Origin of the sequence: Actinomadura miaoliensis (assembly GCF_039536785.1) — a bacterium.
In the GTDB taxonomy this organism is placed as follows: domain Bacteria; phylum Actinomycetota; class Actinomycetes; order Streptosporangiales; family Streptosporangiaceae; genus Spirillospora; species Spirillospora miaoliensis.
On the sequence record NZ_BAAAZG010000012.1, the window covers coordinates 59,965 to 73,162 of the forward strand.

Consider the following 13,198-nt stretch of genomic DNA (forward strand, 5'->3'; position numbering starts at 1 on the left):
CCGCCGCGAACAGGGCACCGGGCACGCGGCGGACGCCTGTGAAAAGGACATCCACTGCGATGCGCACCATTGACGATCTCGATGTCGCCGGGCGGCGGGTGCTCGTCCGCTCGGACCTGAACGTCCCGCTGGCCGACGGGAAGATCACTGATGACGGGCGGATCCGGGCCAGCGTGCCGACGATCAAGGCGCTGCGGGACCGGGGCGCCAGGGTCGTCGTCTGCGCCCACCTGGGCCGTCCCAAGGGCGAGGTGAAGCCCGAGTTCTCCCTCGCCCCGGTCGCCGCCAGGCTCGGCGAGCTGCTCGGCACGGACGTGCGGTTCGCCTCCGACGTCGTCGGCGACTCGGCCCGCGCCGCGGCCGAGGGCCTGGCCGACGGCGAGGTGGCGCTGCTGGAGAACCTGCGCTTCGAGCCCGGCGAGACCAGCAAGGACGACGCCGAGCGCGGCGCGTTCGCCGACCGCCTCGCCGCCCTCGCACACCTGTACGTGGGCGACGGTTTCGGCGCCGTGCACCGCAGGCACGCCAGCGTCTACGACGTGCCGCGGCGGCTGCCGCACGCCGCCGGTGGGCTGATCGCCGCCGAGGTCGACGTGCTCAAGCGGCTCACCGAGGACGTCGCGCGGCCGTACGCGGTGGTGCTCGGCGGCTCCAAGGTCTCCGACAAGCTCGGCGTCATCGACAACCTGCTCGGCAAGGCCGACCGGATCCTCGTCGGCGGCGGCATGGTGTTCACCTTCCTGGCCGCCCAGGGCCACGAGGTCGGCAAGAGCCTGCTGGAGCGCGACCAGCTCGACACCGTCCGCGGCTACCTGCGCCGCGCCGAGGAGTCCGGCGTGGAGATCGTGCTGCCGGTGGACGTGGTGGCCGCCACCGCGTTCGCCGCCGACGCCGAGCACTCGGTGGTGGCCGCCGACGCCATCCCCGCCGACCGGCTCGGCCTGGACATCGGCCCCGAGTCGGGCAAGCTGTTCGCCGCCAAGCTGGCGGGCGCGGGCACGGTGTTCTGGAACGGCCCGATGGGCGTGTTCGAGATGGAGCCGTACGCGCACGGCACCCGCGCCGTCGCGCAGGGGCTGATCGACTCCGGCGCGTTCACGGTCGTCGGCGGCGGCGACTCGGCCGCGGCCGTGCGGCGGCTCGGCTTCGACGAGGGCGCGTTCTCGCACATCTCGACCGGCGGCGGTGCCAGCCTGGAATACCTGGAAGGCAAGACGCTGCCCGGCCTGAAGGCTCTGGAGGACTGACACGATGGCGCCCGCGACCCCTTCCCGTAAGCCGCTGATGGCCGGCAACTGGAAGATGAACAACACCCACCTTGAGGCGATCAAGCTGGTGCAGCAGCTGGGCTTCACCCTCAAGGAGCCCGACTACGAGGCCGTCGAGGTGGTGGTGCTGCCGCCGTTCACCGCGCTGCGCTCGGTGCAGACCAGCGTCGAGATGGACAAGCTGGCGCTGCGCTACGGCGCGCAGGACGTCTCGCCGCACGCCTCCGGCGCCTACACCGGCGAGATCTCCGGCGCCATGCTGGCCAAGCTCGGCTGCTCCTACGCCGTCGTCGGGCACTCCGAGCGCCGCCAGTACCACAACGAGGACGACGCGCTGGTGAACGCCAAGGTCAAGGCCGCCTTCGCCAACCAGGTCACCCCGATCGTGTGCGTCGGGGAGGGCCTGGAGGTGCGCAAGGCGGGCGAGCACGTGGCGTACACGCTCGCCCAGGTGGACGGCGCGCTGGAGAAGATCCCCGCCGAGCAGGCCCGGTCGGTCGTGATCGCTTACGAGCCGGTGTGGGCGATCGGCACCGGCGAGGTCGCCACCCCGCAGGACGCGCAGGAGGTGTGCGGCGCGATCCGCACCCGCCTGGCCGAGCTGTACGACGGCGACCTGGCCGACCAGGTGCGCGTGCTGTACGGCGGCTCGGTCAAGAGCGGCAACGTCGCCAAGATCATGAAGGAGCGGGACGTGGACGGCGCGCTGGTGGGCGGTGCCAGCCTGGACCCCGGCGAGTTCGTCAAAATCTGCCGGTACCGGGACCTGCCCGCCTGAGAATCCGCCTCGATAGCGGATCGATTCGGCAACGACATGCGGATTCTCGCCGAACCAGCGGGTAGTTCGTCGTACCCTTCGTACGTGACGGGTAAACCGCTCGGCTCGTACCACGTCCTGTCCGTGTAACCGTTCGAGAACATGCCCCGCCCGGCGGGGCGGCCAGAGAAGGCGCTGAAACGTGATCATCGCAACGTCCGTCGTGCTCGCCATCACCAGCGTGCTGATGGTGATCCTCGTCCTGATGCACAAGGGCAAGGGCGGGGGCCTTTCCGACATGTTCGGCGGCGGCATCAGCTCGTCGCTGGGCGGCTCGTCGGTGGTCGAGCGCAACCTCGACCGGCTGACGATCGGCACCGGGGTGATCTGGTTCGCCTCGATCATCGTGCTGGGCCTGCTGTTCAAGAGCAAGGGCGTCGGCTGAGCGGTCCCGGACCCGAGACACCGGCCGTCGCGCCACCGTGCCGCGCCCGTCCCGAAGGGCGCGGCGGGCGGCGGCATACCAGCGAGCGGCAGATCAAGCGAGGAGTTAGTCCGTGGGTAGTGGCAACGCGATTCGGGGCAGCCGGGTTGGGGCCGGTCCGATGGGAGAGGCCGAGCGCGGGGAGGCGGCTCCCCGCGTGTGGGTCACCTTCTACTGCGCCAACCGGCACGAGGTGCGCCCCAGCTTCGCGACGGACGTCGCCGTTCCCGACACGTGGGACTGCCCCCGCTGCGGGTTCCCCGCGGGGCAGGACCGCGACAACCCCCCGGCCCCGCCGAAGACCGAGCCGTACAAGACGCACCTGGCCTATGTGAAGGAGCGGCGCAGCGACGCCGACGGTGAGGCGATCCTGGAGGAGGCCCTCGCCAAGCTTCGTGAGAAGCGGGCCGCCGTCAAGGCCGCCATGGAGTCCGCGGGACGCAGCTGACCGCACGGTCGCGCCCCCGTGACCGTCCCACGGCCCGGGTCCCCAGCAGACGGGGCACCGGGCCGTTCGCATGCCCGCGGGCACCCGGCGGCCGGAGGGTTCCGCCGGGACGGCGGATGAGCGACGATCGGGGCCATGAGCAATGCGATCTTCGCCCGGTTCTTCGATCTGGTGGCGGGCAAGGCCGAGGCGCGGGGCCAGGCCGAGTTGCGCCGTGAGCTGCTGGCCGGGCTGACCGGCCGGATCGTGGAGGTGGGGCCAGGCAACGGGCTGAACTTCCCGCACTATCCCCGGGAGGTCACCGAGGTGGTCGCCGTCGAACCGCAGCCGTACCTGCGGGGGAGGGCGGCCGAGACGGCGCGCACCGCGCCGGTGGACGTCCGGGTGACCGACGGGACCGCCGAGCGGATCCCGGTCGGCGACGCCGGCGCCGACGCCGTCGTGGTCTCCGGGGTGCTGTGCTCGGTGCCCGCCCCCGGCGCCGCGCTCGCGGAGATCCGCCGGGTGCTGCGGCCGGGCGGACGGCTGCGCTTCTACGAGCACGTGCGCGCCGACGGCGGCTGGGGGCGCCGCCAGGATCTGGTCGACCCGGTGTGGTCTCGGCTGATGGGCGGCTGCCACACCAACCGCGACACGGTGGCGGAGCTGGAACGCGCCGGGTACCGGATCGAACGCTGCCGCAGGCTGGTGTTCCCGCGCGAGGCCCGGTTGTCGGTGGTCGCCCCCCGCGTCATCGGCACCGCCCTGCCGCCGGCGTGAACGCGGCGCCTCGCGGCGTCGAATAATCTTCGGAGCGACAACCGTACCGGCGTGGTTCGCGCGCCGGACGTTCGGCTCGGCGGAACGGACCCGGGGGGCTCTCCGATGGACGCGGTGGACCAGGCGATCCTGCGGCGGCTGCAGCGCGACGGCCGCCAGACCAACCGCGAGCTGGCCGACGCGGTCGGCGTCGCCCCGTCGACCGCGCTGGAACGCACCCGCGCGCTGCGCTCCCGCGGCGTGATCACCGGCTTCCACGCCGCCGTCGACCTGGAGAAGCTGGGCCGCGGGGTGCAGGCGCTGATCTCCATCCGGATCCGGCCGCAGTCCAGGGAGGCCATCGAGTCCACCCGTGACCACCTGGCGGCGCTGCCCGAGACGCTGGCGGTGTTCGTGGTCACCGGCAACGAGGACATCCTGGTCCACGTGGCCGTGCCCAGCACCCAGTACCTGCGCGACTTCGTCCTCGACCGGCTCGCCCGCCGCAAGGAGTTCGTGGACGTGCGCACCACCGTGGTGTACGACCACGTCCAGCCGCGGGAGCAGGCCGAACTTCCTGCGCCCGAACGTCACGACGGCCGAACCCGCCGCGCCTGAACCGTGCGCCGGGGACATCCGGCCGAACATCCGGCGGCCCGGACGCCCCCGGTCGAACGAACGACGGATCGCGGCGCCACTGACCGGCGATCCGGCCTAACTTCACCGGCATGAGCGAACGAAATGCCGTGTCGGATGTCGCGTCGGGTGCCGTGCCGGTGCTCGCCGCCGGTGTGCTGTGGGGCACCGTGGGGCCCGCCCAGGTCCTGGCGGACGCGCCCGCGTCCCCGCCGGCGCTGGGCGCCGCCCGGATCCTGTCCGGCGGCCTGATCCTGGCGCTCGTCGTGCTGGTGACCGCGCCCCGCGCGTTCCGCGGCCTGACCGGGGCGTCGTGGGCGCCGCTGCTCGCCGCGTCCGCCGCGACCGGCGTCTTCCAGGCGGCGTTCCTGACGGCCGTGGACCGCACGGGGGCCGCCGTCGCCACCGCCGTGGTGTTCGGGCTGGCGCCGGTGAGCACGGGCGTGTGCGAACGGATCGTCCTGCGCACCCGCCTGTCGCGCCGCTGGACGGCCGGAACGGTCTGCGCGGTCGCCGGGTGCGCGCTGCTGATGGCGCCGACGTCGACGGCGCGGGTGGACGGCGTGGGCGTGGCGCTCGCCCTGCTGGCCGGGGCGTGCTTCGGCGTGTACACCGTCGCCGCGCGGGTGCTGGTCGTGCGGCGGGTCGGGATGGCCGCAGCCGTGTCGGTGACCCTGCTGGCCGGCGGGGCGTGCCTGCTGCCGTGGACGGTCACCGGGTTCGCCGACCTGGCCGCGCCGCGCTCCCTCGCCCTGGTCGCCTGGCTCGGCCCGGTCGCCACGGCGGTGGCGTACATGTGCTTCGTCCGCGGCCTGCGCCGGGTGACCGCCGCCACCGCGGGCACCCTCAGCCTCGCCGAACCCCTCGTCGCGGCGGCGCTGGGGCTGCTGGTGCTGGGGGAGCGGATGTCGGCGCCCGTGGCGGCCGGCGCGCTGCTGCTGCTCGGCGGCCTGGTGATCGTCTCGCTGCCCGCCCCGCTCCGGCGGGCGCCGGGCGCCGCCGACTACGATGGGCGCAAGCGACTGGCGCAGTCAAGGTGGAGTCGACCACCGGGGAGCGACCGTAGTCCGCACACCGCGCGCCTGGGTGTACGGGCCCCCTTCAGCCGGGGGTGCCCGCACCGCGCCTCCGGCGTGAACAGCGCGGAGGTTGTCATGCACGATCCGGCCATCGCCCGTCTGCGGGACCAGGACCCGGCCGTCGCGAACCTGGTGGAGGCCGAGGCGCGCCGCCAGTACGAGAAGATCCGGCTGATCGCCTCGGAGAACTACGTGTCGCCCGCCGTCCTGGAGGCCACGGGCAGCGTCCTGACCAACAAGTACTCCGAGGGCTACGCCGGCCGCCGCTACTACGAGGGCCAGCAGAACGTCGACCCGATCGAGCTGCTGGCCATCGAGCGGGCCAAGCGGACCTTCGGCGTCGAGCACGCCAACGTGCAGCCGTACTCGGGGTCGCCCGCCAACCTCGCCGTCTACATGGCGTTCCTGGAGCCCGGCGACACCGTCATGGGCATGTCGCTGCCGATGGGCGGCCACCTGACGCACGGCTGGTCGGTGTCGGCGACCGGCAAGTGGTTCCGGCCCGTCCGGTACGGGGTGCGCGCCGACACCGGCCGCATCGACATGGACGAGGTCCGCGACCTGGCCCGCCGCGAGCGGCCCAAGCTGATCTGGTGCGGCGGCACGGCCATTCCGCGCACCATCGACTTCCCGGCGTTCGCCGAGATCGCCCGGGAGGTCGGCGCGGTGCTGGCCGCCGACATCGCCCACATCGCCGGGCTGGTCGCGGGCGGCGCGCACCCCTCGCCGGTCGGCCACGCCGAGGTGATCTCCACCACGACGCACAAGACGCTGCGCGGTCCGCGCGGCGCCATGATCATGTCGACGGCGGAGCACGCCAAGGCCGTCGACAAGGCCGTCTTCCCCGGCCTGCAGGGCGGCCCGCACAACCACACCACCGCGGCCATCGCGGTGGCGCTGGAGGAGGCGGCCCGGCCGGAGTTCGCCGAGTACGCGCACCGGATCGTCGCCAACGCCCGGGCCCTGGCCGCCGCGCTGGCCGAGCGCGGCTTCGACCTGGTGTCCGGCGGCACCGACAACCACCTGATCCTCGTCGACCTGACCGGCAGGGGCGTGCCCGGCAAGCCCGCCGCGCAGGCCCTGGACCGGGCGGGGATCGAGCTGAACTACAACACCGTGCCGTTCGACCCGCGCAAGCCGTTCGACCCGTCCGGCCTGCGGCTGGGCACCGCGGCGATCACCACGCGCGGCCTCACCGCGGACGAGATGCCGCGGATCGCCGCCTGGATCGACGAGGTCGTCCAGGCCACGGCCAAGGAGGACGAGACGGCACTGTCCCGCGTCGCCGGAGAGGTCCGCGAACTCATGGCCGCCTACCCCATGCCGGGCTGGGCCCCGGCCCCCTGACCCCGTAACGGAGCGCAGCGGACTAAGGATGCCGGTCAGGCTCGGGGGTTGAAGGGGGGTCGTCCCCCCCTCGGGTCACGCGCGAGCACCAGGATCATTCGCCATGCCTCCGGGTCGGTGACGGGCACGTCGCCGAAGTCGCCGTAGCGGGCGACGATCCGCAGCGCGCCGGACAGGCGGACGGCGGCCTCCACCTCGGTCGCCGACCAGAACCGGTACGGCACCACGTCACGGACCACCCGGGTCGCGGCGCCCTCGGTGACGGTGACCGTGACGTGGTCGGCGGAGATCTGGGTGACCGGGTCGAGGCGGTCGGTGGGCTCGCCCCACCGGACCGTGACGTGCGCGCCGTCACGGTCCACCGTCCACCCGGTGCTGACGCTCGGCTCGTCGGACAGGCGGTCGCGGGGGTGCGACATCTCCACGACGTACAGGCCGTCGTCGGCCAGGTGGGCGGCGGCCCGGTCCAGGTGGGCGGTGAACGCGTCCAGCGTCATCAGGTGGGACGTGGAGTCCAGCATGGTCACCACCAGGTCGAACCGGCGGCCGAGCGCGAAGGCGGTCATGTCCTCCTGGACGACCCGCAGGTCGATGCCCTCGTGCTTGGCGGCCCGGTCGGCGTACGCGCACATCGCCGGGTTGATGTCCAGGGCGGTGGCCGCGACGCCGCGCCGGGCGAACTCGCGGGCGTGCTCGGCGGGCCCGGCGGCCAGCTCCAGCACCGTGCGGACCGCGCCGCCGCCGGAGCGGTGCCGCGCGCACCAGGCCAGCAGCGCGTCCACCTCGGCGGGCACGTCCCGGAACCCGCACGCCAGCTCGTACACCCGTGGATCGTCGTAGATGCCGCTCACCCGGCCATCCTGCCAGCCCGGCGGGGCCGGGGCCGCGCGATGGCGAGGCGGACGGCCCCCTACGCCCCCTGACGGCTGAAGAAGCCGCCGGCCGCGGGGGCGGACGGGGCGGCGCCGCGGCCGTCCAGGCGCAGCCGCACCTCGGCGACGCCGGGTTCGTCGGTGCGCTGGGCCCGGCCGCCCAGCGACACCAGCAGCCGCAGCATGCGCCGGTTCTCGCTCAGCGTCGCCGCCCGCAGCTCCACCAGCCCGCGCTCGCGGCCCAGCACGACCAGCAGCTCGGTCAGCGCCCGGCCGAGGCCGCGGCCCTGCCAGGCGTCCTCCACCAGGAACGCCAGCTCGGCCACGCCCGGGTCCAGCACGTGGATCAGGTGCGCCAGCGCCAGCAGCGACCCGTCGGGCCCCTCGGCGACCAGCGTCAGGCCGTGCGCGGGGTCGCTGAACGCCTCGATCGCCCGCGGGGGAGGGGCGGGCTTGGCGCTGAAGTAGCGCATGCGACGCGACTCCAGCGAGCACCGCTCGTGCAGCTCGCGGACGGCGTCGGCGTCCTCGGGCCGGATGGGGCGCACGACCACGCGCGTCCCGTCGCGCAGCGCCACGGTGCGGGACGCCGGCTGCGGGGACGGCGCGGGCAGCGCCGCCCGCACCAGCGCGTCCGCGCGGGCCGCCTCGGTGGCGGTGAACGGCAGGCCGAACCGGCGCAACCGCACGGAGCGCCGCCTGCCGATCGGGACGGTCAGCACGTCGGGCGCCCCGTCGTCGTCGGCGGGCCCGGTGGTCCAGGACGCCTCGTGGGCGCGCAGCAGCTCGGCCAGCACCTCCGGCAGCGCCTGCGGCTCACCGCGCAGCCGCGCCGCCAGCGCCAGCGCCCGGGTCGGCTCGTCCACCAGCTCGTGCGGGCGCGCGGGGACCACCACGGTGCGCGCCCCGCCCGCCGTGCCGAGCGCCTCGGCCAGCGCGCGCTCCGGGGCGGCGTCCGCCAGGCCGCCGTCGGGAACGCTGACCACGAACTCGTCCACCACGCCGCGGGTGTCGACCTGCACCGACAGACCGAGGATGTTGGCGCCGTGGCGGGCCAGCGCGGCGGTCAGCAGGGCCAGGCGGCCGGGCCTGTCCTCGATCTCGGTGCGGATGCGCAGCAGCGGCATTGGAGCGGTCCTTCCGCGGTCGGGGGAGCGGGGCCGTCCTCCAGGGTGGCCGACGCCTGTTACGTGACCGCTACGCCGACATGAGCTGCCGGTTTCGTCCTGATTCATCCCGCCCGGATCGCCGCCCCGGTCACCGGCCGCCGACCAGGCGCTGAACGTCGCCGTACGCCGGGACGGGGACGTCGCCGGGGTGTCCGGCCACCTCCAGGGCGGTGGCGACCGCCGCGCGCAGGGCCGCCCGGTACAGCAGCGAGCCGCAGCTGATCCGGCGCACGCCCAGGTCGGTGAGCCGCGCGGTGTCGGTGCGGCCGGGCAGGTGCAGCACGTTCAGCGGAACGGGGACCTCCTCGACCACGGCGCGGATGTCGGCGTCGCCGGCGATTCCGGGGACGAACACGCCGTCGGCCCCGGCGGCGGCGTAGGCGCTGACCCGCCGCAGCGTCTCGGCCAGGTCGGAGGGGTGGGCGAGCCAGAACGTGTCGGTGCGGGCGTTGAGGAACACGCGCGGCGCCGCCGCCTTGACCGCCTCGATGACGGCGACCTGGTGCTCCACGGGGGCCAGCGTCCCGTCGGCCCGGCCGTCCTCGATGTTCACCCCGGCGACCCCGTACGACGCCAGTTCCGCGACCAGCCGGCCCACCTCGGCGGGCCGGTCGGAGAAACCGCCCTCGATGTCGACGGTCACCGGCACCGGAAGCCGCGCCAGGTTCCAGGCGAGCGTCATGGTCTCCTCCAGGGTGCCGCCCGTGGCGTCGGACTTCCCGGCGGCCGCCGCGACGCCCAGGCTGGTGGTGCCGACGGCGGGGAAGCCCGCGTCGACCAGGGCCGCGCCGACGGCGTGGTCCCACGCGTTGGGCAGCAGCAGGGGCCGGTCGCGGTGGTGCAGGTCGCGGAAGGCGTCGTAGCGGTCGGTGCCCATCGGTCGTCCCCTCGTCGATCACTCTCGGTGTTCCGTGCGCGGCGCATGGCCACGGTAACGCCGGAACGTTTCCATGGCCGTCGAGACGTCACGGCCGGGCCGTCGGCAAAGGTTCGGTCAACTCCGCAATTCGCCGCCGGGATATGGATCATGTGGATGACTCCGACGCGGCAGGTGGCGGCATTGGGATGCGTCGATATTTTGTTTCGGTCTCCGGCCGGGTTCGCACTTCTTCTGGTGTGCCTGTTGACTGATGCTGTCAGGACAAGACAATCTCTGCGACATGGAGTGCACCGGTATCAGGGATGGCCGCAGATGACCCGGACGAACCCGACGGCGCACGCCCGGACCGCGCACCCCGCCGAGCCCGGCGACCGGCCCGGCCGCGCGCGTCCGGACACGCGCGGAAACGGGACGGAGTGAGAACGGACGGCCGGTCGCCGGTCCGCCCGCGGCGCGGATCCGGCGGCGGTTCCGGCGCCGGAATCGACGGCGGATCCGGCGGCGGAACCGAAAGCCGAATACGGCGCGCCGCGGCGGTGGAACGCGACGCGGCACTTCTGCGTGAAGTGCGGGAGCGGCGGCTGCGCGCGGTTCTTTCGGCGGCCGCGGGAACGCGCGCGTACCGGAAAAGCGCCGGCGTCATGCGTCAGGGCGCCGAGGACGCGGCGGGCCATTCCCCGTGGGCGGCATTGCGCGACGTTCCCCTTCTCGGCCGTGGCCGCGTGCGTTCCGGTGCCGCGGACGCCGCCGCCGTCATCGCGCGCCCGCGCGGGGCCGCGGCCGAACGCGCCGCCATCGACCGCCGCCTGTTCGACGCCCTCGGCCTGCCGCCGTCGTTCACCTTCACCGTCGTCGTGCCGTGGCGTGAGCCGCCGGCCTCGGGCCCCGGCCTCTACGACCCGCGCGTCCGGCGCCGGCGCCTGGGCGTGCGCGAGGCCGAGGCGGAGCTGGCGGCGGGTGAACGGCCGGGCGACCTGCTCGTCGGCACCCCGCCGGTGTGCGCGGAGCTGCGCGCGGCGGCGGCCCGGACGGGCGCCGACGTGGCGTTCGCGTCGTCGTGGGGCCTGCCCAGGCCGACGCGCGCCCTGCTGGCCATCGACCACGACGGCCCGCCGGAGGCGCCCGCCGAGCTGTACGTCGCGGCGGAGATGACGGCGCCGATCGCCGTCCGCTACCCCGACTGCCCGGCGATGCACGTCAACGCCGACGCCGTGCACGTCGAGGTGCTGCATCCGGTGACGCGGCGTCCCGTGCCGCCGGGCACCGCCGGCCTGCTGGTGCTCACCGACCTGCTGAACACCACGATGCCGTTCGTGCGTTACGTCGTCGGCGACGTCGGCGTCCTGCTGGAGGCCGGCGGGTCCTGCGCGTGCGGCCGCGTCACCCCCCGGCTCCTGCTGCTGGGCCGCGCCGCCGTGCCCGACTCGGTCACCGCCCGGCTCACGGTCGACGCCGGTCCGCGCGGCGTCGTGCGCCACCTGCGGCACGTCCCGGCCGAGCTGCGCGACCGGCTGCCCGACGGCGGGCTGTGGGTGTCGGCCGCCGAACGTCACCCCCTGGCCGCGTGGGCCGACCGCGTCCCGATCACTATGCCGCGTACAGGAGCCCTGATGCCCGAGCTCGACGTCCCCGTCCAGCGCCCGGTCACCTCGATCGACGGACGGGACGCATGAGCACCCTGCGCGTGGCGGTGTTCACCGCCCCGGGGACGGCCGCGGATCTGTCCGACCGGGTCACCGCGGCCCTGGAACGGCGCGCCGACCTGCTGCGCGCCGGAGTGACCGTGCGCTGCTACCAGGCGCCGGACATGCTGGTGGGCCGCCATCTGGTCATGGCCGAGCTGACCGTCCGCGGCTGGCGGCCGATCGAGGCCGCGGCGTGCGGGAGCGACGCGGCGACGGTCACCGAGCGGTTCGCCGGCGAGCTGGTGGAACGGGTCGCGCTGTGCGCCTACGAGCCGCCGCGGGCCGCCGCGGGGGTCAGCGAGAACGAGCTGCGCGCCCGCGGCGACCTCGACGTCTTCGACGTGCGGTCCTACCTGGGCGAGCCGCTGGACCCGGCGGCCTGGCCGTTCCCGCGTTACGACCCGGACGCCCCGGTCGACTGGACGGTCGCCGACGACCTGGTGACCGGCCGCCCGGTGTACCTGCCCGTCGCGCTGTGCACGGCGCGGGCGGGCCACTCGCCCGGCGTGCCGCAGTGGTGCGAGCCGACCACCAACGGCACCGCGGCCGGGCGCGGCCGGGCGGTGGCGACCGCGCACGCGGTGCGCGAGCTGTACGAGCGGGACGCCCTGCGCCTGGCCTGGTTCACCGGCAACCCGCTGCGTCCCGTCCGCGAACCGGGCTGGTGGCGCGAGGACCGGGCGGCCGACGAGGCGGCCGGATGGCGCACCGAGTTCTTCGCGGGCGCCACCCGGCTGGGCGTGCCGCTGTGGGTGGTGCTGACGCGGCACCGCCGCTCGCCGATGTACGCCATCGGCAGCGCCTGCGACGAGGACGCCGAGGACGGTCTGCGCCACGCGCTCGACGAGGCACTGCGGGGCCGCATGTACCCGTGGCTGCGGCGCGGCGCCCGCTTCCAGCGCACGCAGCCGATCCGTACCTTCCGCGACCACGTCGACTACTACAGCGACCCGGCGCGCATCGGTGAACTGGACACGGTGTTCCCGCGTCGGATGACAGAGGCGGTGCCCGCCGCCAGGGACGCGTCCGTGCCGAGACAGGGGCCGCGGCACGGGCTCGGCCCGGGGTACGGCCACCACCACGCCTGGCCGGACGGGGACGACGTGCCCGGCCTGCCGGTGGAGGGGCTGGGCGGCGCCGTCCGCCTGCGCCTGCTGCGCAGGCGGGACCTGGAGGTCGTGCGCATCCTGCATCCGCGGCTGCAGCCGGTCGAGTCCGCCCACGCGGCGGCGCGGCTGGTCGGCTGGGCCCGCACGAGCGCGGCGCGCCGCGGCGGGCTGCGCGCGGCCCCGGCCCCGTTCGCCTAGGCGGCCGGTCGCGGGACCGCGCGGGCCGGGGTCAGCCCTGGTGGCCGTCGACGAACCGGGTGAGCAGGCCGGCGAACTGCCGCCGCTCCTCGTCGGTCCAGTCCTGCATGGCCTGGGCGATGTGCCTCTGCCGCGTCCGGCGGGCCGCGTCGACGGCCTGGCGTCCGGCGTCGGTCAGCTCCAGCCGGATACGGCGCCCGTCGCGCTGTGAGGCCACGCGCCGCAGGTAGCCGGCCTTGACCGCCTCGGCGACGATCCGGCTGCCGCGCGAGGGGTCCACGCCCAGCCGCTCGGCGACCAGCCCGACGTTCATCTCCTGGCCGGGCCGGTCGGGGCCCTCGTCGACGACGTCCACCACGTGCAGCACCTGCACGTCGACCGGCAGGTTGTGCTCGCGGATCGCGGCCTTGCCCAGCCGCCGGCGGGCCATGCCGCGGCGCAGCCGCACCATGCCGCGCTCGACCGCGGCCAGCGGGTCGTCCGGTCCCGGGTTCATGCCTCGCGAGTCTAGCCGGGGCGATTGCGTCC

General features: G+C 74.7%; 13 protein-coding genes, 1 pseudogene and 1 riboswitch. Of the genes and pseudogenes, 10 read left to right on the forward strand and 4 right to left on the reverse strand.

Going from position 1 to position 13,198, the window contains the following annotated elements; genetic code table 11:
• The first annotated feature begins 59 nt into the window (after positions 1 to 59).
• From ABD811_RS10945 to ABD811_RS43935, 8 genes and pseudogenes are all read left to right on the forward strand, one after another.
• The gene (locus ABD811_RS10945; protein ID WP_344944801.1) at positions 60 to 1,247 is read left to right on the forward strand and encodes a phosphoglycerate kinase; all 1,188 of its coding nucleotides are present in this window, start codon (positions 60 to 62) and stop codon (positions 1,245 to 1,247) included.
• Between the two features lie 4 nt (positions 1,248 to 1,251).
• Positions 1,252 to 2,046, forward strand: a complete 795-nt coding sequence (gene tpiA / locus ABD811_RS10950; protein ID WP_344944804.1) for a triose-phosphate isomerase — start codon at positions 1,252 to 1,254, stop codon at positions 2,044 to 2,046.
• Between the two features lie 181 nt (positions 2,047 to 2,227).
• Positions 2,228 to 2,470 (forward strand): preprotein translocase subunit SecG, encoded by a 243-nt coding sequence (gene secG / locus ABD811_RS10955; RefSeq protein ID WP_344944807.1) that lies wholly within the window; start codon positions 2,228 to 2,230, stop codon positions 2,468 to 2,470.
• A gap of 112 nt (positions 2,471 to 2,582) precedes the next feature.
• Positions 2,583 to 2,957 (forward strand): RNA polymerase-binding protein RbpA, encoded by a 375-nt coding sequence (locus tag ABD811_RS10960; RefSeq protein WP_344944809.1) that lies wholly within the window; start codon positions 2,583 to 2,585, stop codon positions 2,955 to 2,957.
• A 135-nt stretch (positions 2,958 to 3,092) separates the two neighbouring features.
• A complete protein-coding gene (locus ABD811_RS10965; RefSeq protein ID WP_344944812.1) occupies positions 3,093 to 3,716 on the forward strand; it encodes a class I SAM-dependent methyltransferase in 624 nt (207 codons plus the stop codon).
• 105 nt (positions 3,717 to 3,821) lie between these two features.
• Positions 3,822 to 4,313, forward strand: a complete 492-nt coding sequence (locus ABD811_RS10970) for an Lrp/AsnC family transcriptional regulator (RefSeq protein WP_344944815.1) — start codon at positions 3,822 to 3,824, stop codon at positions 4,311 to 4,313.
• A gap of 110 nt (positions 4,314 to 4,423) precedes the next feature.
• Positions 4,424 to 5,284 (forward strand): annotated as a pseudogene (locus tag ABD811_RS43930) (DMT family transporter); the annotation flags it as partial.
• 55 nt (positions 5,285 to 5,339) lie between these two features.
• Positions 5,340 to 5,426, forward strand: a riboswitch (ZMP/ZTP riboswitch).
• 59 nt (positions 5,427 to 5,485) lie between these two features.
• Positions 5,486 to 6,757 carry a serine hydroxymethyltransferase gene (locus tag ABD811_RS43935; protein ID WP_425549391.1) on the forward strand — a complete coding sequence of 424 codons (1,272 nt, stop codon included), beginning with the start codon at positions 5,486 to 5,488 and terminating at the stop codon, positions 6,755 to 6,757.
• A 35-nt stretch (positions 6,758 to 6,792) separates the two neighbouring features.
• Here the strand turns inward: ABD811_RS43935 and ABD811_RS10980 are convergent, their stop codons facing one another.
• The 3 genes from ABD811_RS10980 to ABD811_RS10990 all read right to left on the reverse strand — a co-directional run bounded on the left by ABD811_RS10980 (position 6,793) and on the right by ABD811_RS10990 (position 9,675).
• The gene (locus ABD811_RS10980; protein ID WP_344944820.1) at positions 6,793 to 7,608 is read right to left on the reverse strand and encodes a class I SAM-dependent methyltransferase; all 816 of its coding nucleotides are present in this window, start codon (positions 7,606 to 7,608) and stop codon (positions 6,793 to 6,795) included.
• A gap of 59 nt (positions 7,609 to 7,667) precedes the next feature.
• Positions 7,668 to 8,756, reverse strand: coding sequence for a GNAT family N-acetyltransferase (locus ABD811_RS10985; protein ID WP_344944822.1), 1,089 nt, complete (start codon positions 8,754 to 8,756; stop codon positions 7,668 to 7,670).
• Positions 8,757 to 8,886: 130 nt separating this feature from the next.
• Positions 8,887 to 9,675, reverse strand: a complete 789-nt coding sequence (locus ABD811_RS10990) for an isocitrate lyase/PEP mutase family protein (protein ID WP_344944826.1) — start codon at positions 9,673 to 9,675, stop codon at positions 8,887 to 8,889.
• Between the two features lie 725 nt (positions 9,676 to 10,400).
• Here ABD811_RS10990 and ABD811_RS10995 point away from each other — a divergent pair.
• On the forward strand, positions 10,401 to 11,351 hold the full coding sequence (locus ABD811_RS10995; protein ID WP_344944829.1) for a phenylacetate--CoA ligase family protein: 951 nt from the start codon (positions 10,401 to 10,403) through the stop codon (positions 11,349 to 11,351).
• Positions 11,348 to 12,670: a YcaO-like family protein gene (locus ABD811_RS11000; RefSeq protein ID WP_344944832.1), complete on the forward strand. Its 1,323-nt coding sequence runs from the start codon at positions 11,348 to 11,350 to the stop codon at positions 12,668 to 12,670. Before ABD811_RS10995 ends, ABD811_RS11000 begins: the two co-directional genes overlap by 4 nt.
• Before the next feature lie 31 nt (positions 12,671 to 12,701).
• Here the strand turns inward: ABD811_RS11000 and ABD811_RS11005 are convergent, their stop codons facing one another.
• Complete coding sequence (locus tag ABD811_RS11005; protein ID WP_344944835.1) at positions 12,702 to 13,166, reverse strand: MarR family winged helix-turn-helix transcriptional regulator; 465 nt, start codon at positions 13,164 to 13,166, stop codon at positions 12,702 to 12,704.
• Positions 13,167 to 13,198: the final 32 nt, after the last annotated feature.

What these genes read in the sequence shown, in the direction of transcription:
- ABD811_RS10965 (WP_344944812.1), top strand. Translation starts at nt 3,093, where the DNA reads ATGAGCAATGCGATCTTCGCCCGGTTCTTCGATCTGGTGGCGGGCAAG.
- ABD811_RS11005 (WP_344944835.1), bottom strand. Translation starts at nt 13,166, where the DNA reads ATGAACCCGGGACCGGACGACCCGCTGGCCGCGGTCGAGCGCGGCATG.
- ABD811_RS10945 (WP_344944801.1), top strand. Translation starts at nt 60, where the DNA reads ATGCGCACCATTGACGATCTCGATGTCGCCGGGCGGCGGGTGCTCGTC.
- ABD811_RS10990 (WP_344944826.1), bottom strand. Translation starts at nt 9,675, where the DNA reads ATGGGCACCGACCGCTACGACGCCTTCCGCGACCTGCACCACCGCGAC.
- tpiA (WP_344944804.1), top strand. Translation starts at nt 1,252, where the DNA reads ATGGCGCCCGCGACCCCTTCCCGTAAGCCGCTGATGGCCGGCAACTGG.
- ABD811_RS10970 (WP_344944815.1), top strand. Translation starts at nt 3,822, where the DNA reads ATGGACGCGGTGGACCAGGCGATCCTGCGGCGGCTGCAGCGCGACGGC.
- ABD811_RS43935 (WP_425549391.1), top strand. Translation starts at nt 5,486, where the DNA reads ATGCACGATCCGGCCATCGCCCGTCTGCGGGACCAGGACCCGGCCGTC.
- ABD811_RS10985 (WP_344944822.1), bottom strand. Translation starts at nt 8,756, where the DNA reads ATGCCGCTGCTGCGCATCCGCACCGAGATCGAGGACAGGCCCGGCCGC.
- ABD811_RS11000 (WP_344944832.1), top strand. Translation starts at nt 11,348, where the DNA reads ATGAGCACCCTGCGCGTGGCGGTGTTCACCGCCCCGGGGACGGCCGCG.